Origin of the sequence: Paenibacillus sp. FSL E2-0177, assembly GCF_037992975.1 — a bacterium.
Taxonomy (GTDB): domain Bacteria; phylum Bacillota; class Bacilli; order Paenibacillales; family Paenibacillaceae; genus Paenibacillus_AQ; species Paenibacillus_AQ odorifer.
This window is the reverse complement of the sequence record NZ_CP150307.1, coordinates 2,590,952-2,614,450: the sequence shown is the minus strand read 5'-3', so window position 1 is coordinate 2,614,450 and position 23,499 is coordinate 2,590,952. Positions and strand designations below refer to the sequence as shown.

Below are 23,499 nucleotides of genomic sequence, written 5' to 3'. Positions count from 1 at the left end.
TGTGTTACCTTTAGTGATTAATCTTAGGCGTGTTACGTTCATTAGCTTATTTCTTTGTCTGGTTCCACTCATCAAGTTGCTTTTGAACTTCTGCAATGACTTTATCAAGTCCAGCTTCTTTAAATTTCTTCGCTGCTTTTGGCAGATATGTTTTAGGATCAACAGAACCTGTGTATAGCGCTGGCATAAATTCTTTAGTTACGTTGTTGATAGCCGCTACTTCTGTTTTTACAGGTGTAGGATCAAATGCAAAACCGAAGGTAGGGGCTTCTTTTGAAGAATCATTAAACTTCTTGAAAGCATCCCATTTATCAGCAGGGTCATCAGCATGCAGATAAGTCAGTAACATGTTCCCAAGTGTGAAGCCTGGCATTGCATAGCTATCTTGCATAGCTGGCAGATCTTCAATGACATTGTCAGAGATTTTCTTATAATGTGTTCCTTCAATACCATAGTTGAGCAAATTGCGTAAGTACTTATCTGTATTCAAAAGATTCAAGAACATCATCGCGCGCTCAGGATCACCTGAGGTTACGGAAATCGCGTGCATCGAACCTGCGGCGGACTGTGTATATACATAAGGCTCATGCATAGGCGAAGTTACAATTTCATAACCTGCTGAACGAGACCAACCTTTTTCTGCATAAGGCTGTGTAATTTCGCGATCGGCAAACCATTTACCGGTCTTAATGTTATCAATACCTTCAAGTGTTGCAACGTCTGGGCGTAAGTAACCTGCTGTGTAAAGTCTACGCATCGTATCTAACGATGTTGCAAGTTCAGGTGTCTCCAGAATATTAACAACCTTGCCATCTGTGGAATCCATATAGACCCCTATAGGTAACTCATCACCTAGTACATAGTCAAATGGCATGAATGGTTTAAAGCCTTTAGGAACAGCTAGCGGTGTAATATCAGCCGGCTCGTTCTCTTTAATCGTTTTAAGAAGTGGCTCTAGATCATCCAATGTACGGATATTGGAAATATCCATGTTATATTTATCAACATATTTCTTATTGAAGCGCCATACCCATTGCTGTCCAAGCTCCTTATTTACAGGAACACCATAGATCTCACCTTTAATCTTAGTTCCTTCTAAGAAACGAGGGTCCAAAACTTCTTTCGTTTCCTTACCATACTTATCCAGCAGATCATTAAGACCCAAGAACGTACCGTTAGCAGCGTTACGACGGAAGTCATTTGTCCAAGAAGAGGTAAAGGCAATATCATAAGGCTCACCAGAAGCGGTGATGACTTGCATCTTCTTATCGTAATCGCCCCAATCGAACATCGTAATGTTCAACGTCGCGTTAATTTTTTCTTGGGTATATTTATTAACTTCTTTTAAGACAAGATCCAAATCCTTTTGAGGCCCACCAATTAAATACATCTTCAACTCATATGGCTTTAATTCTGATGTGTTCCCTGCTGAATTCCCTGCTGCCGCTGAATTGTTTGTTTCTTTAGCAGCATTTGTATTATTATTCGAACCACATCCAGCTAGAAGGCCAGAAAAAAGCATTGTCCCTGCAAGAGCGAGTGTTAAACCTTTTTTCATTTTCATTTCTATTTTCCCCCTTTAGATTAATAAACGCTTTATTTATATCGATTCCTGTCCTAGCGATTCGAATAAATACATCTTAGTAGTGTTACTCCTTTAAAGAGCCCACGGTTAAGCCTTGTACAAAATACTTTTGGAAGAACGGATACGCTAGTGCTATAGGCAAGGTCGCCAGTACAACCATCGCCATACGGACGGTTTCTGTTGGCAAGGTTGCAGCAATCTCAAAGCTTGATCCCATCTGCATACTGTTCTGAATGACAAACTCCATATTATTCTGAATTCGCATCAGCATCGCTTGGAGTGGAACAAGACTCGCATCATCTATATACAGCAGGGCATTAAACCAATCATTCCAATAGCCCAGCGTACAGAACAATCCAATCGTTGCAATCCCCGGTAAAGAGATTGGAAGTACAATTTGCAGGAAGGTCCGAAACTCACCAGACCCATCAATTTTGGCAGCCTCAACGAGTGCATCAGGTACACTAGTCTGGAAGAAGGTCCGCATTACTAGAATAAAGAATGCATTCATCGCGATGGGCAATATCAAAGCCCATATCGTATTGTACAAATGTAAAAACTGCGTAGCCACGATATAGTTGGGAACCATTCCGCCTGAGAATAACATCGTGAAGAAGGCGAAGAAGCTGAAATAATTACGATAGCGAAATGATCTTCGAGAGAGAACATACGCATAAGTTGTTATTAAAAATAAACTAATGAGCGTACCTAGTACAGTAACCATCAAAGTAACTCCAAAGGAACGAAGCAATTGATCACCTGTGTTAAAAACAAACTGATAAGCTGCTAAACTATATTTTTCGGGTAACAAGCTAAATCCATTTAGAGCAAGTACTTTCTCATCTGTAAAAGAAATGGCTATGACAAACAAGAACGGAAACACACAAGTAAAAGCGAAGATGCCAATTATAATATTGAGTACCACATTCCATAAAGGAGTAATGGCGTTGTTGTCGATTTCTTTTGGCTTACGTTTGAATACTGCCATAACGTCACTAACTCCTTTCTAGAATATCGCATTCTCTTTGCTGATCTTTTTCACAATAGAATTCGTTACAAGCACCATGATAAATCCAACAATCGATTGATATAGACCCGCTGCTGTACTCATCCCTAGATTACCTGTCGTACTCATGCTGCGATAAATATAAGTATCGATAACATTCGTTACGGAGTATAGAACACCTGAATCCCGAGGGATTTGATAGAATAAACCGAAGTCCGATCTAAAAATACCACCAATCGCTAAAATCGTTAGCGTTACCATTAAAGGTTTAAGCAAAGGAAGTGTAATAAACTTAATCTGCTGCCATTTGCTGGCCCCATCAATCATAGCTGCTTCATAGTAGGACTTGTCGATACCCGCTATAGCCGCTAAGTAAACAACACTTGAATAACCAATTGATTTCCAAATCCCCATGAAAATTAGGATATATGGCCAAAAGCGAGTATCCCCATACCAGGAAATAGGATCGCCTCCGAAGTAAACAACCACTTGATTCAATATTCCTTTATCTACACTCAGAAAGCTGAAGGTAAAGAAACTAATAATGACCCAAGAAAGGAAGTAAGGCATAAACATCGCCGTTTGATAAACTTTAGCCATCCGTTTGTTCACAAGTTCATTTAAGGTGATCGCAATGCCCACCGCAAGAACTAAACCGAGAGAGATCAACGCCAAGTTATAAAGAATCGTATTTCTTGTAATGATATAGGCGTCCTCCGTCGAGAACAAAAAGTTAAAATTTTCAAGGCCAACCCACTTACTATTTAAAACGCTTGCAAAGAATCCATCCCGATGAATCTTGAAATCCTTGAATGCAATTACTGTTCCAAACATCGGTAAGTAGCAAAAGATCAGGAACCATAATGTCCCTGGTAATACCATAAACCAGAGTACTTTATCCTTAATTAAACTTTTGAAAAATGCAGGCATTATTCCACATCCCCCTTCTCTCTATCCCCAAACAACCCCTATATATCCCTTCGATCTTTTTCCCTCGCCCCTTTAACTACCCTTAATTCTGCGCTATAAAAGCGGTTTCATAAAGTTGAAAAACTCCAGAATCAGATGTAAAAATTAAAGATCCACAGCAGAAAGGACATTTAAAAAGTCTATTTCCCCTTAAATTTGAGCAAAAAAAAAGGAAACATTCTCGTTATCAACGTCCATGAAGCCCGTACTTGAACGTGATACTCAGGAACATTTCCTTTATTTTAGGATCTTGCTTTTTTGTACATATTCCGAAGCTCTGTCGGCGATACACCTACTGATTTTTTGAACTGGCGATAGAAATATGCTGGATCCGGATATCCTACTTCAGCTGCAATTTCGTTGGTTAGTAACGTAGTTTGAAGCAGCAATTGTCTTGCCTTTTCAATTCGAAATTGATTAACATAATCAGAGAAACTACGGCCCATTTCCTTCTGAAATAGCTGGCCCAAATAATTAGGATGCATTTCCATACGCTGACTGAGCGTTTTCAGGGATAGCTCTTCTCTATAGTGTTTGCTTACTTGATCAACCATATATCTCATATTCGGACTGAGCTCATCATTTACTAATGATAATTGGTCCAGTGTTTCTTTCACACTTTCCTGCACATGGTGCACCAATTGCTCAATAGTATGTATGCGCAGCAATGGATTAAACACGGCACTAAAATTAGAGTTTTTCTCCATTTTCTTAGCAATCAACATTAACTCAATCGCTACGTTGTAATTATCAATGCGGGTAATCATGCCACAGCCAAACAGCTTTTCGAACGTTTCTGCGATAAATTGGTTCGTAGCCTCCCGGTCTCCAGATAATAATAATTTGGTGAATTCCTCATAATCAATTTCGAGCTTCTCCTCATGCAGAACCATCTTTGATAGTTGTTCCACATCTATAATCGGGTAACCCGGTAGCATAAGATGATCAACATATAAACTCTTCGCCTTTTTATAACTATTTGGGACTTCTTGAAAAGCATGCTCCTTACTTCCTATCGTTATCCAGACAGACTTTTCTAACTCATGCATAATCTCACATTGCACTTGCTCCAGTACACAATAAAGCTCTTCTTTGTTCTCAGCTTCAGCCCGCTCAGCAATAATAAGAACAAGATCACCTTCCATATCTATAAATACAATAACGGTTCCAAGTTGCTCTAATGATTTCACAGCGATACGATAACATTCATCCATAAGCTGATTCCTATGGAGTTTATCCTGGCCCTCATCGTCATCCTGTTCGGTGATAAGCCGAATCGCAGCCACCGTAAAAAATGAACAGTCCAGTGAGATATTTAAGACTTTTGAACGGTGCTGTAGCTCCTGCCGGCCTATATTGCCAGTTACCCAGCGGTTTAGAATATTATTGCGTAGAACTTGCCAATCCTCTTTAGCATGAAATTGTTCAACATCCTCTTGATTCAGCACTTCAACAATTTGTTCAATGGTTGATTCCAACTCATGTATATTAATGGGTTTGAGAATATAATTTTCAATGCCTAGACTCATTCCAGCTTTTAAATACTCAAATTGCTCATACCCGCTCAAGATTATAAACCTCATTTTTGAATCAAAAACCTTAATTTGCTGAATCAGTTCAAGTCCCGTAAGTTTTGGCATCGTAATGTCAGTAATTAATATGTCGATCCCTTCATTATGATTGCGTAGAAATTCTAAAGCTTCTTCCCCATTAGACGCTTGTCCCGCGATTCTCAATCCATATTTTTCCCATTCAATCACTGAACGTAATCCTTCAAGAATAAGAGGTTCATCATCCACGATAAGTATATTGTGCATTATTAGTACTCTCCCTTACTACTGGTATATTCATGATGACTATTGTTCCTTTATTTACTTCACTAGCGATCGTTAATCCATATTCAGTCCCATAATAAAGTTTAATTCGTTCATTCACATTACATAGGCCTACCGAAGAAGGAGGTTCATCCATTCTCATACTGACTTGAAGCATTTGCTGTAGCTCTGTCAGCTTGCTGGCAGTAATTCCATTCCCGTTATCACTTATAGCAATTTGAATTTCCCCGCCAGATTCAGTAACTTCAATACGGATGAGATTGCCAAAACGGTCAGGTCTAAATCCGTGAACAATATAATTTTCAATGACCGGTTGGATGAGCAATTTAACGATAGAACAATTCATGGCAACTGGACTTATTTGTGATTTGATTTGGAGCCTATCTTTATGTCTAATCTGAAACAACTCCAGGTACAAATTGCAGTATTCAATCTCATCAGATATTGTAACGACCATGCTTTTCTTAATCATCGTTCGAAATAATGTCGATAAAATGTAAATCATCTGACCTACATCCTTCGCTCCTTGCGTAATTGCCCGCATCCTAATTGCCTCAAGTGTGTTATATAAAAAATGTGGATTAATCTGCGATTGAAGTGCAACTAGCTCTGCATTTTTCTGCGTAAGCTCCGAAATGTACACTTTATTAATATAGAGTTCTAACCTTTCACACATATAGTTAAAGTTGTTGGCAATTAGCTGCAATTCATCTTCTCGATTTAGGTGAATACGTGTGCTTAAATCACCTTCCTGTAAGCGCTTCATAGATTTGATAATGATCTTCACTTTTTTAGAAAAACGTAAAATAATTCCGTATGTAAAAGACATTGCAGTAATAATAAGCGCTGTGGTAATCCCGATAATCCAAGTTCGAACCGTTTTCATTTCGTTGTTGACCTGTGACTTCTGAATGATCCCTGCCATAATAAGACCTGAGCTATTCGTTGTATTTAAGTTAACCTTGGAGATCCCATCCAGTGTTGTCCAGCCATCCGCATGAAGCCCATCGAGATGTGGATATCGCTGTCCCATATACCTTCCCAATGAATCATATATAACGTCACCGCTTGGGGTTAAGACCAACAATTGACCATTATTTTCTGCAACTTTTGTGCCAAGCCATTTTGAAATAAGTTCTGCGTCAAAATCTACTATGAGCATCCCGATCGTTTTCAGTGTAATCGGATCTTTAATTTCCCTAGTCATTGTATACAAATTGTTATTGTCTTCTCTTATTTCCTTAAGCACTAATTTGGTTTCATGCGAGACCCAGCCATTCTTCGGTAAGGATAACTTTTGCTTAGAACCGTCCATGTCGCTCAAGTAGAATTGTCGGGTATTATTTTTATATAAATAATAAAATTCTTTCTCTGTACTGTATAAAATAACGTCATAAATCCCGTTTTTCTGATTCAAATAGGTTTTGAAATAAGTATCGAACGTATGAGGAACGGAGCTCCCTATGTCTGCATATTGATCTAAACGGTATTTAAGATAATCCCCATAATCATTTTGCAAAAAGTAGGACAAATCCTCACTAACAGAGGCATCGCTATAAATTTGCTGGATGGCTACTTGGATGCTTTCGTACTGCTGATTCATATACAAACTTACATAATCCAGCACCTCCCGATTGGCATCTACATGTTGGCGAGTGATCGTCTGTTCATAGTATTTATATACGGTAATGGATGAGGCAATTAACGTAATTATGATGATCGAAGAGTATATAGCTAAAATTTTATTGAACAGTTTTTTCTGCAAATGGTTTTGATAAAATTTCTTTACATTCAACAAAGCCACCTTCTTTCTGAATATCACCTTTAGGATTAGAAGCTTAACATCACACTTCTTTTTCTGCAATGGAAGCGCATGCATTTTTTTATTTATATATTCTAGCGCTCCAACTTTTCTCTCCACCGAGAGTTTACAACTCACACAAAATCGTCTATAGTTGATTTCTACCCCCCAAACAAACCTATAATAACCCAAATAGATCTTAATTTCCTCGTCCCCCATCAACATATTGGAGGGGCTATTACTCATGTTTCTAACCAAACGCAAACTCAACTCCCAACTAAACGAAATTTCCGAATATCGTTACAGGGATCGTATACACATTCCTTTTTTCAACTCAATGATTGACGAACAAGGTGAAATTGCAGCCGAACCGCCCGTGGATGGAGAATGGTCTAAGCTACGAGTTGGAGATACTTGGAAAGGCCGCGATTTGTATTTATGGCTAACGACAAATATAGACGTGCCTGCCTCTTGGGCAGGCCGTAGAGTACTGGGTCGATTTGATTTTGGCGAGACGGGTGCTGGAAATAACTCCGGATTTGAATCCTTATTCTTTTTCAACGGCAAACCTTATCAAGGTGTGGATTCCAATCATACCGAAGTGTTCTTGCCAAATGAAACGGCAGGCACTCAGCTTCCACTTACCTTCCGGTTATGGTCGGGACTCGAAGGTGGCGGCCCTAAAAAAGATCAGACACATGGCATTCGCATGGCTGAAATTTGTTGGCTGGATGAAGCAACGGATGATTTCTATTTTACCGCGCTTGCTGTAGTTGAGACGCTGAACGTACTCGATGCCAAAACTCCAGAATATACACAACTTATGAGTACAGTAGACCGCTCCTTTCTTCTGATCGACTGGTCTCGTCCAGGTTCAGACAACTTCTACGCTTCGATCGGGGAAGCCCGCAATTATTTGCGTGATGAAATTAACAAAATGGAGAAATCCTCACCCGTCACAGTTACCTGTATTGGCCATACCCATATTGATGTGGCTTGGTTGTGGCAATTGAAACACACCCGTGAGAAATGTGCGCGTTCCTTCTCAACCGTACTACGTCTGATGGAAATGTTCCCGGACTATACCTTTTTACAGACTCAGCCGCAACTCTATGAATATATCAAAAATGACTATCCAGAAATCTATGAAAATATTCGTGAACGTGTAGCTGAAGGACGCTGGGAAGCTGGCGGCGGCATGTGGCTTGAGGCAGATTGCAACTTGACCTCAGGGGAGTCTCTAGTCCGTCAATTACTCTATGGAACTCGCTTCTTACGTAATGAATTTGGGGTTGAATGTGACTATTTATGGCTGCCGGACGTATTTGGCTACAGCTGGTCCTTGCCACAAATTCTAAAAAAATCAGGAATTAATACCTTCATGACCACAAAAATTAGCTGGAATCAATATAACCGGATGCCACATGATACCTTTCAATGGCGTGGGATTGATGGCACAGAGGTGTTAACACACTTTATTACAACGCCTGAGCCTTGGTCCGAAGAAGATTCTTGGTTCTACACTTATAATGGCCGGATTATTCCTAAGACTGTGAAAGGAATTTGGGATACTTACCGGGATAAAGAAGTGAATCGCAATCTGTTACTTTCTTACGGATATGGCGATGGTGGCGGGGGTGTGAACCGTGAAATGCTAGAGATGCGCCGTCGGCTAAACGATCTTCCCGGTCTGCCGAAGATTGAAACAGGAACAGCGGGAGACTACTTCCGTACCCTGCAAGAAACTGTTGCAAATACAGATCGTTATGTCCATGTATGGGATGGCGAGCTTTACTTAGAATATCACCGCGGCACCTACACAAGCCAAGCCTACAATAAGCGGATGAACCGTAAGCTTGAGCTGCTATACCGTGAGGCGGAATGGCTAAATACACTGCAAAGTGTGATGACAGGTGACTGTTCGAACTATCGTCAGACCGATTTAGACGAGGGCTGGAGAATTATTTTGCGCAACCAATTCCATGATATTATTCCGGGCTCTTCGATTCGTGAAGTATATGAAGACAGTACTATTGAATATGCACAAGCAGAAGCAATAGGTCAGTCTGTCTGGGAGCAATCCAGTAAGGCACTTGTGAGCGGAAATGAAGCCGGTAAATATACGATCTGGAACAATGCTGCTTGGGAGCTGACAGAACTCGTAGAAATTACTGTTGAAGCCGGGATGGAAACAGGACATTGGATAAGCTCAGAAGGAAAACAACTACAAGCTCAGCGTGAAGGTGACCGCTGGATCGTTGAAGTATCTAACATTCCTTCTCTTGGATACACAACGATCTCCTTCGTAGAAGATGTGAATTCTAAGTCACTAAGCGCTCCATTCAAGCTAAATGAATCAGGAATCTCAACGCCTCACTTCGAAATTGAATGGAACGAACAAGGTCAATTAGTATCCATCTATGATATAAATGAACAAAGACAAGTATTAGCAAACGGAAGTCACGGTAACGTGTTCCAAGTCTTTGAAGATAAACCCCTGGCCCATGAAGCGTGGGACATTGACATCTACTATCAGCAAAAGAAACGTGAAGTCACCGACTGCCGCAGCATTGAAGTCATAGAAAAGGGTTCACTGCGATGTGTTGTACAATTCACATGGAGTTATATGGATTCCACGATTAAGCAGCAAATGATCTTACATGCACACCATCGTCGTATCGATTTCGTGACAAAGGTAGACTGGCATGAGCGACAACAGCTAATGAAAGTAGCTTTCCCTGTTGCAATACGAGCTACCGAAGCCACTTATGATATCCAGTTCGGTAATGTTACGCGTCCAACACATTGGAACACTAGCTGGGATTACGCTAGATTCGAGACTGTGGGGCATCAGTGGGCAGATTTATCAGATCGTGGTTATGGCGTTAGCTTGCTGAACGACTGCAAATACGGTTATGACATCAAGGATAATGTGATGCGTCTATCCTTAATCAAATCGGCAACGCACCCTGACCCTGAAGCGGATCAAGGTGAACATACTTTCACCTACTCTATCCTGCCTCATACTGGGGATTGGTTACAGGGTGACACCGTCCGTCAAGCTTGGTCCGTCAACAACCCTCTACGGAGCACCATGGGGCAAGCAGAAGGAGCATCCAAGTCGCTTATTCGCCTTTCTACTCAGACGGTTATGGTTTCTGCGATCAAGAAGTCTGAGGATGGTCAAAAATTAATCGTACGTGTGCACGACTATTCCGGAAGCCGTCAGCAAATTGATATGACTAGCGACTTGAATATTATTTCGTGGCAAGAGTGTAATCTAATGGAGCGTCCTGAAGGGGAAGTCCACACTGAACCTGTCATTACTTTTATACTTGAACCTTACGAACTAAAAACATTTGAAATTGAAGCAGCAAAATTAATAAAGTAACATACAAATAAAGTAACATACAAAAATCGGGGTGTCCCTGTAGCCATGGATCAAAGGCTGCGAGGACACCTCTTTATATATTTTCTCACGATTGTTTCTTATGCTTTTAAGTATACACCTTGTGTAATGAGTGATCTTGACGTATACTCCGAGTAAGGGAGAGATGGATATGAGAAAAATGAGGAAAATCACAATATTCACAGGTATTGGATTATTCAGCCTTGTTTTGATTGCCATGTTTGCAATCAGCGCTTTTGTAATCAAAAGACCGGCGACTACCACCCCTGTAATTGCGGAAGTGAAGCCTTACAAGTGGAATAAAGTCACGCTAGACGGAAATGTCATATCAAGTGATGGATCAGAGTATTTTTTGTGGAATAAAAAGGGTGAAAATAATAACTGGATCATCTTTTTTTCCGGTGGCGGAGCCAGCTGGGATGCCCAAAGTGCCGCACACCCCATCAAGCTTATGAACTTTATTAAAGGTGGAGATACAGGCAACTATTTCCAGAACATCCCCTTCTATATGTTGACATTGCTGAGAGGCATGATGGATACGGATAACCCTGCCAATCCTTTTCATGGCTGGAATGTGGTCTACCTTCCCTATTCAACCGGTGACTTCCATATCGGCAACCGCACAGTTGAATATAAAAAAGATGACGGCAGCCCCTTTACTATGCGTTATAACGGCAGCAATAATGTGCGAAGCAGCCTCGATTGGATATATGCCAACGTGGATAAACCCGGCAAACTACTGATTGCTGGCGAAAGTGCTGGTGGCTTCGGGTCCGCTTTTTGGGCTCCCGAGATCGCCTCTCATTACAAGAACTCCGAGATTTTCCAATATTCAGACAGTTCCTTCTTGAAATCAGACAAGTGGCCAAATGTTGTGAAGCAGGAATGGCAGGCAGACTTCGTGAAGAACTTCGGATATGCCCCTGAAGCGGATATCATCGGGGCAGCTTTTAAAGCGAACGGCCATCTACTTCCTGCGAATGCGATAATATTGCAATCCTACTCGGTATTTGACGAGATTCTAATCCACTTTCAGAACAACATCAACGATTACAAGGGGCCAAGAGATCAAAGCATCATTAATGAGTGGTCACAGGAAATGCGGCAATCTGTTTCTTCTTTGGCAGCCACTTTACCTAATTATTATTACTATCTCACCGACTATGGACTGAACGCTAAGACGGGTACAACTCCGCACACTTTTGCCACCAGAGAGACCTTCTTTCAGGCTGAACAGGATGGTGTGAAGCTTCTGAATTGGTTAGGTGATGCGATCAACCGGCAGAACCCCTATTCAGTGGGCAGCAAATTCCTCATGAATTCGAAGTCAGCTCAGAAATAGTGCTAGAAGCAGCGGAAGAGTTGCAACAAGACAGGAGAGAAAATCAATGAATTTGCGGGAAAAGCAAATGCAAATGACAAGGGAGATCATTAAGGATACAGCGCTTAGCTTATTCTGTGCTCAAGGTATTGAGCGCACGGATATGGCACAGATTGCGGAACAAGCCGGCATCTCCCGGCGTACTTTGTATCATCATTATAAAGACAAGGAAGAGTTAGCCGCTCAAATCTATGTCCTTAATCTGGAGCGGATGTTTGGACAGCTGCTGTTTGATTTTGATTTTGAACACCCTGTACAGTCATTGGAGAACATTCTCGATAAATATCTGGCGTTAAGAGATCAGCAGGAAGCCCTGATCTACTATGATGCCATTTTTGGAGTTTACTACAGCACGCTTTCCAAAAATCCCGCGGAACTTCCTGACTTTAAGCAGGCTATGGAAGGCTGGTATTCACGGTTAATTCTCCTTGAGTCCATATCAGTCGCTCCGGAGGAAAAAAATAAGTGGCTGGACATTCTGCACAAGTCCACCCACCTGTATTTCATGTATTTACAAAAAGCCGTCATTATTACTCATCAGCGGGGGGGTGTGGTTACGGAGGAAGATCGGGTTATGGACCGGGAATTCAAGGATTTCATTATGTTTGGCGTACGGCAATCCAAGAATCAGACAAACCCTTAATTTCACTTATGAGGCAACCTGACGATAATCGTCGTTCCCGCTCCAACCACACCGTCCACTTCTATGTTTCCCTGATGCAGGGAGACAATTTTTTTAACGATTGCAAGTCCCAAGCCATTGCCATTGTTGTTTCCATTCCGTGACTTGTCTATTTTATAAAATCTTTGGAATACGGCGTTGAACTCTTCCGGGGAAATCCCGATCCCGTTATCACTGATGGTGACCGATACATCTGCTGCACTGTCATCTATACTAATGCGGATGTTCCCGCCTTCAGGTGTGAACTTGATGCTGTTGCTCAGCAAATTCATCCATACTTGCTTCAGCTGATCTTCATCACCCTTAATTTTGACAGCTTCCGGCAGCTCAAGATCGATAACGATGCCTTTGGCTGACCATTGTGGCTCACAGGTCACAACGATGGTTCTAATCTGCTCGTCAAGATTGAAGGAACCTGCATTAAAGGGATGATGTTCAGAATCCAGGGAAGCGAGCTTCAGCAAATTATCACTTAACCTCGACAGACGTTCACTCTCTGCAATGATGATATCAAGATATTCAGAACGTTCCTCTTCCACGATTAGATCATTGTTCTGCAATGCCTTGGCAAAGCCGGAAATAGACGTAAGCGGTGTCTGAATTTCATGAGAAACGTTGGATACGAAATCCTGCCTCATCTGTTCCAGCTGCTTCAGCTCCCCGGCCATCTCCACATAGCTTTGTGTCAGTTCCCCTATTTCGTCTACTCGGTTTACTTTAAGCTCTACCTCGAAATCACCCTTGGCCAGCCTTCTTGTCGCATTCGTCAAAGCTTTGATCGGCTCCACCAAATATCTGGCGGCAATAAGAATGCATAGACTACCCAGTAAAAGCACGAGTAAAAGCACAAAGAGCAGCATCCGATTGACGATATTTTCGTTCTCGGCAGAATACTGCAAGAACATTGCTTGCCACTCCCCGTTAAACATAAAGGGCATCCCGATAAAGGTATCCTTATCTTTTGCGGAGGAACGATAGAGTTTTCCTTGCAGCACTTGTTTCACAGCCTCGGGGGTGATAGTGACGGCCGGACTATCCTTGAGCCCATAAAAGGTATATTCCCCGGAATGATTATACAAGTGGATAGGGTATGCAGATACCTTAACCATACTATTCAAGAACTCGTCTGTATCCTCAGGCTTGGCGTCATCATAACGGTGAATGATCTCCTTCCCCACTGTGATCATTTCATTCTGTCCCTCGTAACTTATTTGTCTCTGAAAGACATACAAACCAATGAAAAAGGAACAGATCAGACTAAAGATAATGATGCCTAGAAACGTGAGAACGACGCGTACGTACAATGTCTTGATCATAGCGCAGGGATCAGCCGGTATCCTAGGCCGCGGGCCGTTTCGATTTGAAATTGCTCGTCGTTACCGCAGAATTTCTCCCTCAACCGGCTTATATGCACATCTACAGTCCGGCCGTCTCCTTCATAGTTCAATCCCCAGATTTGAGAAATCAACTGTTCTCTTGTGAAGATTTGCCTAGGGTGACTAGCCAGCAGAAACAGTAGCTCAAATTCCTTCAAAGGAATCGTTACCGGTTCTTCATCACGCGTAACCTGGAAAGTGCGGCGGTTAAGCACCACATTGCCCAACTGCACAGACTGGGAAGAAACGACCAGCGAGCGTTTAAGCAAAGCTTTTACTCGCATCACCAGTTCAAGCGGATCAAACGGTTTGGTCAGATAGTCATCCGTGCCGAGTTGAAAACCTTTCACTTTATGTGCAGATTCTCCTTTAGCCGTCACCATGAGGAGGGGAATGTTGGCATCAGAGCGCCTGATTTCTCTGCACAGATCCCAACCATCCAATCCTGGCATCATAATATCTAGGATGACGAGATCGACTCGCGAGTTCTCTATAATGGACAGCGCTTTGGTGCCATCCCTGGCTTCTTTGAGGTCAAAACCTTCTTTTCGCAAAAACAAAGACATTAGCTTTCGGATGTTATCATCATCATCAGCAATAAGTATAGTAGCCACGATTGTCCTCCTCTCTTAAGCTTACATTATATATGATATATTCTTGACAAGAAACGAAGTTATCCGAGCTGCCAACCCAACAGGTTCCAATAGTAGAAAAACAGAGTCATCACTACAGCCGAAAGTGCCACTAGTGTATAATGCACACGCTTGAAAGCTGTCCAGTATTTATTCTTCCAAACCAGTATAGCCGAGATTAGCAAAGCTAAAGTCAGTCCAACCAAAAGGATTGGCATAACTAAACTGAGAGAAAGCGAAAGACTGATACCGCTGAACTTCTGCATCGTATCCATGGACATAACCACCATAAATATCGTAACGAAAGATAGCAGCGCCCACCCAGCAGTTCCAGCAGATAAGCGGATGGCCCACTTTTCCGGAGGCGTCATCGCCTTGATCTTGCGTCTGGAGAAGATTAGTCCAAGCAATGCAGTGATGAAAATCAACCCCGAGCCGCTAAGTACGATAAGCCAAAACTTATTCTGATTCAAGAGTGGCGTACGCTCCAGTGGCATTTCCGGTGCCATACCTAAGAGCATATGTGTAACCTTACCGGTATCATTTGTGCGGAAGCCGATTTGTTCGGTGCCTCCCTCGAGCTGGAACAGATTCGGAGCGATTTCTCTATACAACTGTTGTTCACTACCACTTCCCAAAGATAGCTTATTGTCCTTTACCTTAACATTTAGCTGGGCAAAAAAATTGAAAAATTTATCAATATCACTGTGGTTACGGCGTGTGAATTGATAGGTTCCCGCATATTTCTGAACAGATTCTGCAGAAGTTGAGAATTCAGGCTGCTTCGCTTCAGGATCGGGATAATAGCGCTCAACAAAGGCATGGACTAGGCCTGCCGCGGAATCACCGCCCTGACCGCCGTTATAGGAAACAAAGATACCTACATGCTTGGCAGGCACAAGATAAAACTCTGTATTAAACATGGGGTCGGAACCACCATGAGTGATTAGTCTAAGACCATTGATGCGTTTCTCAGAGAACCCCAGATCTACTCCCGGCATACGTTTATCGAATTGGTACGCCGTTGAATGCATTAGTTCTGCAGTCTCCGTTCTAAGAATCTGCTGGTCACCATATTTCCCGTTCTGCAGATGGGCAATCATAAAGTGCGCCATGTCTACTGCTGATACTGTACCCGAGCCGGCAGGACGAAAGCCGCCCTCGAAGGTAAGTGTGCCAGGAATAAAGCTACCGTTCTCACTCGTGTACCCTACAACTTGATTGGGTATGAATGACTCCGGCAAAGGCTCTACCACCGTCGAATATTTCATGTCGAGCGGATCGAAAATATACTTTTGTATATAGTCATTGTAAGGAACACCGCTGACTTCCTCCACAATCAGACCCGCGAGAGTAGCCCCGAAGTTCGAATAAGAACTCATCTCTCCGGGGGGTCTTACCCGTGCCAGCATATGCTTATTGAGTGTTTCCGAGATTGATCCCGGCAATTTGGCAGGGTCGGTAGTGATTTGATAACCCACTCCACCCTCTTCAAACCCCGCTGTATGTGTCATCAAATGGCGCATCGTGATCGGCTCAGGATAAGTAACAGGGATCTTCACTGATTTCAGGTAGGTGTTAATATCAGTGTCCAGATCTATCTTACCTTGTTCGACCATTTGCATCACCGCTGTCCAGGTGAACAGCTTTGTTGTTGAAGCGATTCGAAACATGCTGGTTGTCGGATTAACCGGTGCCGCTTCTTCCAGATTGGAACTGCCATAACCTTTGGCCAAAATAATCTTGCCGTCTTTTACAATGGAGATAACCGCTCCCGGAATTTGCAGCCGGTTCATATCTTTTTCCATAATTCCATCAACGAAGCTAGTCAGTCCCGCGGTATCATCGAGATTGGCAAATGCTTCAATTTGCGCTGCCGGCAGTCCGGTTTGACCCGTTTGGTTCTCAGCCGAGGCCTGTTTCCCGGGAAATACCAAGCTTGCGCCAAAGCCGGCACTAATCACAGCCAATAGGGTCAGACCAGCGATCAGCCTTTTTTTCATAGGTGTCAACATTATTATCCTCCGAGTCATCATTTATTGGGGTGGATGATCATCCGCCTAACACTTATAGAGATTATCAGAGTATTATGAATGGAACGTTAACAAGACAATAAAAAAACTAGACAGCAATCCACCCTTAAAAGTGACGGATCATAGTCTAGTTACATCAGAAAAATCTATAAAAAATCCCATAGCGAACGTATGCCTACAACCTTACTGTAGCTCAGTCCCGATCCCTTTTTCTCTAGCCTTCTTCACGAAGTATACCGCTGTTGCGATATCAAAAACCGCCATCCCCATCGGACAAAAGAAAATCGGCTCATCTGCTCTGAGTTCATTCAGGCAATGGCGCGAGACGACATCGGTAATCATTCGGGTATCGGCACGAGTTAACCCATGTTTCAGATGGAGCTGCTGTATGTCAGTATTCTCGCGGCACACCTCATCCCAGTCGTCGACGATTATGGCCTTCACCGAAGCTAATGCCTCAGGCTTATAATCACGCAGTGAAATATTCAGTAGAAGACTACCTTCCGCCGGAAGCATATCGATATATCTATGATTGGATACGGTACAGGTGATAAAGATATTGGACTTTCGATAAACGTCCGCCCACGTCTCCTCCACTTCTATCCTATCCTTATATATAGATGAGATGTCTGACAAATCTACTTCCCTTATATCAAAGATGCGGACACGTTCAACTCGATCTCCGTACAATGCCATAACCATTTGAAAATGATATTGCCCGATTGGTCCCCAGCCGATAATGCCAAGATAAATCCGTTCAAGTGAACGTGCCTGCAAAAAGTAGCCAATCATCAGTCCACTGATGGAAGCTGTCCTTACGATGCTGGGGAGCGGAGAGCTTAGGACGGATATAGGCTCGCCCGTAATGGGATCATTCAAGACAATGATGCTATGCGCGCGGGGAAGACCAATCTGGATATTATCCGGGAAGCTGGAAATCCATTTGATCCCTGCTGCGTTCACGTTCCCCCCTACGTATGCGGGCATTGCAATAATACGATTTTGGGGATTTTTATACCTTAGATAAGGTTTTACGGGCTGCGCGTAATCTCCAGAATCAAGTATGCGCACCGTAGTTTCTATCGATTCCACGAGAGAAGGCCAATCAAGCCCCACCTCCCGGATGTCCCGATCGTTTAAATACAGCATTCCACAACCTCCTTTTGCCGCTCGTTAAGCAAGGACATCTCCACCGTCAGCCGAGAACTCCTGCCCAAATTCATTCTGAATCCATGGGTCAGAGTATACCGTATCGAGGTAACGCTCCCCTTTGTCATGCAGGATCACCGCACAGACAGATCCTGGAGCCAATTCTTGCTCCATACGCCTAACAGCGGCAAGGTTAGCCCCTGAGGATGCACCGGCCAGAATCGATTCATTCTGAGCGAGTGCTCGGCATCCTTTTACGATATCCAAGTCTGAGACATGCACGATACGGTCGATTAAATCCGTTCTGCAGAAAGGGGGTACGATGCCAGCACCGAGTCCCGGGAACCGCCGTTTCTCTTTGTTGCCACCAAAAATAGTACTTCCCTCCGCATCGACGGCAACAATCTTAGTCTTCAGACCATGATCCCTTACATATTCCGCGAGACCTCGAATCGTGCCGCATGTACTTACGCTGCAAAACAAATAATCTACTTCGCCAAGCTCAGTCACGATTTCTTTCATGGTCGTATGGTAGTGGGACAAATAGTTATTTGCGTTTGCATATTGATTCGGCCAGTAGCTGCCCGGTATTTCCTCCAAGAGTCGCTGCACTCGATTCAGTCTGGCAGGCAGATATTCACCGGTCTCGGGGTCGGGATCGCTAACAAAGTCAATTTTTGCAGTTAATGTTTTCAGAATCTGCAGATTTGTTGTGGTAGTTCTTGGATCAACCACGCTAATAAACCGCAGCCCTAAATATTGGCAAATCATCGCCAAGCTAATCGCCATATTTCCCGAACTTGACTCAATAATAGTAGTTCCCGGCCCGATTTTCCCTTCCTTCCATGCCTCATGGATCATCCGCAGAGCTGGACGGTCTTTCGCACTTCCTCCCGGATTTAGCAGTTCCATTTTTGCGTAGACTTCGAACTCACTGTTCTGGAACAAATTATTCAGCTTGATTAATGGCGTTTTTCCGATAGTCGACAAGATACCGCCTTGGATATTTATGTCCACCTTAGCTTTGTCCTTCTGATAATATAACTTCTTGTTCTTGACCTGCCCGCTGGCCAGCGACTCCCCTTTAGCTACTATAATGATCTCAATATCATCAAGCAGATGGTTGCGAATCATCATCCCGATTTCCGGAATACACTCCCTGATTTCCTCTTTGATTACCGGAATAATAGAGGGCTTCACAGATTTACTCTTGATATAAATAGAGAGCGCATTGTTTTTTACCTTGACCCGAATGATCGCATCTTCAATATGACGGTATACGACCTGCTCGATATCGTACAGGCTGATCTTCTCACCGTGCTTCAGTTCTTGACCCACTCTTTTTACAATGGACTCAAAGCTTTGTTGTTCAACCCCGTCTATCATCACAGGCCTAAAATCCCTTACAACGTCATAAGTAACAAAACGAAGAGCTGGCAGCATCTTGCGGACAGTTGAGGTAAGCACCAGAATACTTTCATTGTTCCGAAGCGGCCTTACTTCTTCGTCTAACTCCTGAACCCCGATTCCTTCCGCAAAAATTCCGTCGGCAAAAATGTACCTGCCATGATCATGGGAGTAATAAGCGATCGTACCGATTTCAATGGAGCCGTAAGTATCGATGATATCTCTAGGATCAATACCAAACAAGCCAGCCATATTCCGCTGCCACTCAGGCGGAGCAATTTCCCCTACCAAAATAATCTTGCGAATTCCGAATTCACGCGGGTTTCCGGCAGCATATACGATATGGTCAAGGATGGACGGCATCGTATAGAGCAAGTCAGGTTTAAAAGCTTTAAGCTGTTCAATATGCTGTTCTATTGGCAGTTCAAAGGGTATTGAACTTTTCTCCAATCCTAACCTTTCAAAAATGGTCAGCGCAGTATTTGCTGCATGTCCAGTGCCCATATCCGCCAACGCTCTGTTACATCCGCTTCCCGCAATAAGCTCGCCGAATAGCTTCGTTTTAATATCCACATAGTGTTTGTCATCTTCCTCAGAGTAGAGGATTGCTTTTCTACGGCCTGAGCTTGTACCAGACGTCCTATAAACAGTCCAAGAAGGATCGATGGGTTGGTTATAATAGAAGGTTTCAAGTATTTTCGAAGACATAAGAGGTAAGTTCTGCAGGTTATAATTCGTTTTCTCCCCATCGATCAGCCCCTTGTACCAAGGGTATTCGTCCATTACTTCTTGCACCTTATTCTGCAATTTCCCGAGCAGCATCATAGCCGCCTCCCGTTGACCGCATGCTGCAGCCCAAGTTTAATAAATGCCTCCAATATTCATATGTAGAATTCTTTGCATGTGTTCTATTATTCTGTGGTTGCCCAAGCAAAAACTGCGTATTCCCGTAATATAGCCTATAGATATATAGAACGGAGGAACAAAATGAAGGAGCCAATACGGCGGATATCCAATAAGCTGACGAAAACAAGGGTACTGCTTAGAAAACAAGAGCTAAGGAAGTATATACCGGTAACGAAAAAAATGAATAAAAACGTACTCTATGAGATGTTGCAAAAACATAAAATGGTGTACATTAAGCCCTGCTGTGGATCTTTGGGACAGGGTGTAATCCGGATTGAAAGATCGCAAGATCATTCCTCCAAAAAACGACCAGCCTACAGCTATCAGTCCGGTACGCATAAACATACATTTTCTGATTACGAGATGGCTTATCGGGCAATCTCTAGCGAGACCCAAGGAAAGTCCTATTTGGTGCAAAAAGGGATTTGGCTTTTGGTTTATGAGGGAAGGCCATTTGATATCCGGGTTATGGTGCAAAGAAATCTTAAGGGTGGGTGGGAAGCTACAGGCATTGCGGGGCGCGTAGCTCATCCTCGCAAAGTGGTTACGAATGGGAGCCAAGGGGGAACGATTTATCCGGTAGAGGCATTATTAGAATCCTACACAAACGTAGAGAATAGTAGCGCGTTGATCCGGTCCATGCAACAAATCGGAGTGAACTCCGCCAGACAGCTGAGCACAGCCTATCCCGGCCTGCAGGAAATCGGTGTGGATATTGCTTTGGATCGACGCCTTAAACCATGGATCTTGGAAGTAAATACTGCCCCCGATCCGTGCCCGTTTACCAAACTGAATGACACCAGCATGATTGAGCGAATCGTCAAATATGCAAAAGCCTATGGCCGCACATACAATCTTAAATGCATGAAGTCCAAACAGGGTATGGTCTGAACGGATTTGATTGGTAATAATACAAACAGCCCTGATATATAAAAATCTCTACCAGAGCTGTTTGTGTTGTTTTAGAATTCGGAGTCGCTCACCTTAACAAGCATCTTCCCGAGGTTCGCACCTTGGAACAATTGCAGGAATGCTTCAACCACATTGTCGAATCCTTCAACAACTGTTTCTTCATATTTTAATTTACCTTCTGTTAGCCATTTTCCAAGCTCTTGAAGGCCTTCTGACTGGCGGGCTGCGTAATCACTAAGAACGAATCCTTTGATAAGGGAGCGGGTTTTGATCAATCTGCTCTGAATACGTGGACCCATATCTCCATCTGTACTATTATAGGAAGAAATAGCGCCACATAGGGGAATACGTGCATAATCATTAAGCAAGCTCATCACAGCATCTGAAATCGATCCACCCACGTTGTCAAAATAAACATCCACACCCTTTGGACATGCTTCTTCCAAAGCCTGGCCTAAATTTTCCGTTGTTTTATAATTAATGGTTGCATCAAAGCCAAGTTCTTTTTTCAAATAGTCGCATTTATCATCGCTACCTGCGATCCCAACGACACGAGCGCCTTTGATTTTGGCAATCTGTCCAACAAACATCCCCACTGAACCCGCTGCTCCAGACACTACGACAGTCTCTCCTTCTTTCGGCTGCCCGATATCAAGTAAACCGAAATATGCAGTGAGCCCTGTTAAACCTAGAACACTTAAGTAAGCCGATACAGGTGCAATCGAATCATCGATTTTGGTTACTGCTTTAGCATCTACAGTATTATATAACTGCCAGCCCAGCATACCGATGACTTTATCTCCAGCTTTGAATCGCTCCGATTTGGATTCTACGATCTCTCCCACAAGTCCTCCAGCGATGACTTCATTAAGCTGATACGGAGGAATATACGATTTAGAATCATTCATTCTTCCGCGCATATAAGGATCCACTGACAAATACAACGTACGTACAACAACTTGTCCTTCTTTTGCTTCAACTACAGGAATATCTTTGAACTCGAAATTTTGCTGGGTTGGCATGCCTACAGGACGTGAAATTAACAGGACCTGTTTATTTTTCAACTGATTCATAGATCACTACTCCATTAATATTTATTTTTGCTGCTACCTATAACTATTAACCAAACCCTGTACATGATTATCAAATAGTTATAAAACTATCAAACTATCAAGAAAAAAATTATAGGTTTCCGGACATATTATAAACTGTCCAAGAAACCCGGTAATAATTCGCTAAACGTATCCTCTCGAAGCTGGCTAATCTTATTCTGCCCCATACGTGTGACACTTACTAAATCAGCTTCATACAAAATCTTCAGATGGTACGACACATTGGATTTATCCATTCCCATAGATTCACCAATGGACCCACATGTATTGTTCTCCTTATGGAGATGAAGATAACGAATCATTTCAATTCGTTTCACTTCTGCTAATGCTTTAAAAATCTTCACTCGCTTTTCATCATCTTTTAAGGAATATTGTTCGATAGTCATAAAACTATTGTATTCTTCTGATTGCGCAAAGTCAATTTACAATCCCATTTCTTAATCGGATTCATTTTTGTATAATATACCAATCGGCATTAGCGCGGATCTATTTATAAGGAAAGAGGGATGGTAGAAATGGACATTACCAAATACGAAAATCTTGTTCCCCGTGTTTTTTTGTTCGTTGATCGCCGATCCTTCCCGGATTGGGAGATTACGAGGAGTAAAATTGATTTCCATGATCTTACCTTCATCGTAGAAGGGAAGTCTGACTATTTTATTAATGGAGAGAAATTCACGGTTGAAGCCGGGGATATGCTCTATGCCCCTTCTGGCAGCATTCGGGAAGCTCAGACTTTCAAGGAGGCACCCATGCGTTCCTTTGCCTTCAATTTCTTCTGGGAGGGTGAGGACAATCATGTGCAGCTCCCTTTTGAGACTGTAACTAGGAATTGGAGAACTAAAGAGATTCTAGAGGATATTAAAGAATTCTCACATATCTGGATGGGCAAACAACCTTTCTACAAAATGAAGGCCCGGGCCATCTTTCAACTGATTGTGTACCGCTTATTAAGTATCGCCCACCATCAAGAAACACCTCTGATAGATCTAAGAATCCAAAAAGTGATGACCTATATCATGGATCATTATTCGGAGGAAGTTACGATCAAGGAGCTGGCAGATTTGGTTGCCCTAAATCCCGTATATCTTGGTAAGCTGTTTAAGCAGAACACTGGCTCCACCTGTAAAGAATTTATAAACAAGGTGCGCGTGAACAATGCTGAGATGATTCTATCGGCAGGTGGTTTTAATGTGTCCGAAGTGGCAGCGCACTGTGGTTATCAAGATGTCGCCTACTTCAGCAACGTTTTCAAAAATATAAAGGGTTATCCTCCGTCATCTGCCCTGAAATAACGGAGGATC

The 23,499-nt window shown here is 42.8% G+C and carries 17 protein-coding genes; 5 read left to right on the top strand and 12 right to left on the bottom strand.

The features are described from left to right. Window positions 1-46: 46 nt before the first annotated feature. From MHI25_RS11540 to MHI25_RS11520, 5 genes are all read right to left on the bottom strand, one after another. The gene (locus MHI25_RS11540) at window positions 47-1,564 is read right to left on the bottom strand and encodes an ABC transporter substrate-binding protein (protein WP_076129999.1); all 1,518 of its coding nucleotides are present in this window, start codon (window positions 1,562-1,564) and stop codon (window positions 47-49) included. An 85-nt stretch (window positions 1,565-1,649) separates the two neighbouring features. Continuing rightward, a complete protein-coding gene (locus MHI25_RS11535) occupies window positions 1,650-2,573 on the bottom strand; it encodes a carbohydrate ABC transporter permease (RefSeq protein WP_036689623.1) in 924 nt (307 codons plus the stop codon). Between the two features lie 18 nt (window positions 2,574-2,591). Next, entirely contained in the window at window positions 2,592-3,521 is a 930-nt protein-coding gene (locus MHI25_RS11530) for an ABC transporter permease subunit (RefSeq protein ID WP_076129998.1), read from the bottom strand. A gap of 281 nt (window positions 3,522-3,802) precedes the next feature. After that, window positions 3,803-5,377: a response regulator transcription factor gene (locus MHI25_RS11525; protein ID WP_076129997.1), complete on the bottom strand. Its 1,575-nt coding sequence runs from the start codon at window positions 5,375-5,377 to the stop codon at window positions 3,803-3,805. After that, a complete protein-coding gene (locus MHI25_RS11520) occupies window positions 5,352-7,190 on the bottom strand; it encodes a sensor histidine kinase (protein WP_340395430.1) in 1,839 nt (612 codons plus the stop codon). Before MHI25_RS11520 ends, MHI25_RS11525 begins: the two co-directional genes overlap by 26 nt. Window positions 7,191-7,440: 250 nt before the next feature. On the opposite strand from MHI25_RS11520, the gene MHI25_RS11515 reads away from it, so the two are divergent. The 3 genes from MHI25_RS11515 to MHI25_RS11505 all read left to right on the top strand — a co-directional run bounded on the left by MHI25_RS11515 (window position 7,441) and on the right by MHI25_RS11505 (window position 12,629). After that, window positions 7,441-10,587, top strand: coding sequence for an alpha-mannosidase (locus MHI25_RS11515; RefSeq protein ID WP_340395429.1), 3,147 nt, complete (start codon window positions 7,441-7,443; stop codon window positions 10,585-10,587). A 169-nt stretch (window positions 10,588-10,756) separates the two neighbouring features. After that, a complete protein-coding gene (locus tag MHI25_RS11510; RefSeq protein WP_340395428.1) occupies window positions 10,757-11,947 on the top strand; it encodes a pectin acetylesterase-family hydrolase in 1,191 nt (396 codons plus the stop codon). A 46-nt stretch (window positions 11,948-11,993) separates the two neighbouring features. Then, a complete protein-coding gene (locus MHI25_RS11505; RefSeq protein ID WP_340395427.1) occupies window positions 11,994-12,629 on the top strand; it encodes a TetR/AcrR family transcriptional regulator in 636 nt (211 codons plus the stop codon). A gap of 2 nt (window positions 12,630-12,631) precedes the next feature. Here MHI25_RS11505 and MHI25_RS11500 read toward each other — a convergent pair whose 3' ends face one another. The 5 genes from MHI25_RS11500 to sbnA form a co-directional block, all read right to left on the bottom strand. After that, window positions 12,632-13,984: a HAMP domain-containing sensor histidine kinase gene (locus MHI25_RS11500; protein WP_076195006.1), complete on the bottom strand. Its 1,353-nt coding sequence runs from the start codon at window positions 13,982-13,984 to the stop codon at window positions 12,632-12,634. Beyond that, window positions 13,981-14,658, bottom strand: coding sequence for a response regulator transcription factor (locus MHI25_RS11495; protein WP_076100805.1), 678 nt, complete (start codon window positions 14,656-14,658; stop codon window positions 13,981-13,983). The genes MHI25_RS11500 and MHI25_RS11495 overlap by 4 nt, the downstream gene beginning before the upstream one ends. A gap of 59 nt (window positions 14,659-14,717) precedes the next feature. Further along, entirely contained in the window at window positions 14,718-16,691 is a 1,974-nt protein-coding gene (locus MHI25_RS11490; RefSeq protein WP_340395426.1) for a serine hydrolase domain-containing protein, read from the bottom strand. Between the two features lie 201 nt (window positions 16,692-16,892). Then, the gene (locus MHI25_RS11485; RefSeq protein WP_340395425.1) at window positions 16,893-17,858 is read right to left on the bottom strand and encodes a 2,3-diaminopropionate biosynthesis protein SbnB; all 966 of its coding nucleotides are present in this window, start codon (window positions 17,856-17,858) and stop codon (window positions 16,893-16,895) included. 24 nt (window positions 17,859-17,882) lie between these two features. Further along, window positions 17,883-20,087: a 2,3-diaminopropionate biosynthesis protein SbnA gene (gene sbnA, locus MHI25_RS11480; RefSeq protein WP_340395424.1), complete on the bottom strand. Its 2,205-nt coding sequence runs from the start codon at window positions 20,085-20,087 to the stop codon at window positions 17,883-17,885. A 165-nt stretch (window positions 20,088-20,252) separates the two neighbouring features. On the opposite strand from sbnA, the gene MHI25_RS11475 reads away from it, so the two are divergent. Then, on the top strand, window positions 20,253-21,062 hold the full coding sequence (locus MHI25_RS11475; RefSeq protein ID WP_076129991.1) for a YheC/YheD family protein: 810 nt from the start codon (window positions 20,253-20,255) through the stop codon (window positions 21,060-21,062). Window positions 21,063-21,133: 71 nt separating this feature from the next. Here MHI25_RS11475 and MHI25_RS11470 read toward each other — a convergent pair whose 3' ends face one another. Together MHI25_RS11470 and MHI25_RS11465 are read right to left on the bottom strand one after the other, a co-directional pair. Beyond that, window positions 21,134-22,156 carry an NADP-dependent oxidoreductase gene (locus MHI25_RS11470; RefSeq protein ID WP_076186483.1) on the bottom strand — a complete coding sequence of 341 codons (1,023 nt, stop codon included), beginning with the start codon at window positions 22,154-22,156 and terminating at the stop codon, window positions 21,134-21,136. A gap of 128 nt (window positions 22,157-22,284) precedes the next feature. Beyond that, a complete protein-coding gene (locus MHI25_RS11465; protein ID WP_038569940.1) occupies window positions 22,285-22,581 on the bottom strand; it encodes a metalloregulator ArsR/SmtB family transcription factor in 297 nt (98 codons plus the stop codon). A gap of 129 nt (window positions 22,582-22,710) precedes the next feature. On the opposite strand from MHI25_RS11465, the gene MHI25_RS11460 reads away from it, so the two are divergent. Next, window positions 22,711-23,490, top strand: a complete 780-nt coding sequence (locus tag MHI25_RS11460; protein WP_076186480.1) for a helix-turn-helix domain-containing protein — start codon at window positions 22,711-22,713, stop codon at window positions 23,488-23,490. The last annotated feature ends 9 nt before the right edge of the window (window positions 23,491-23,499 follow it).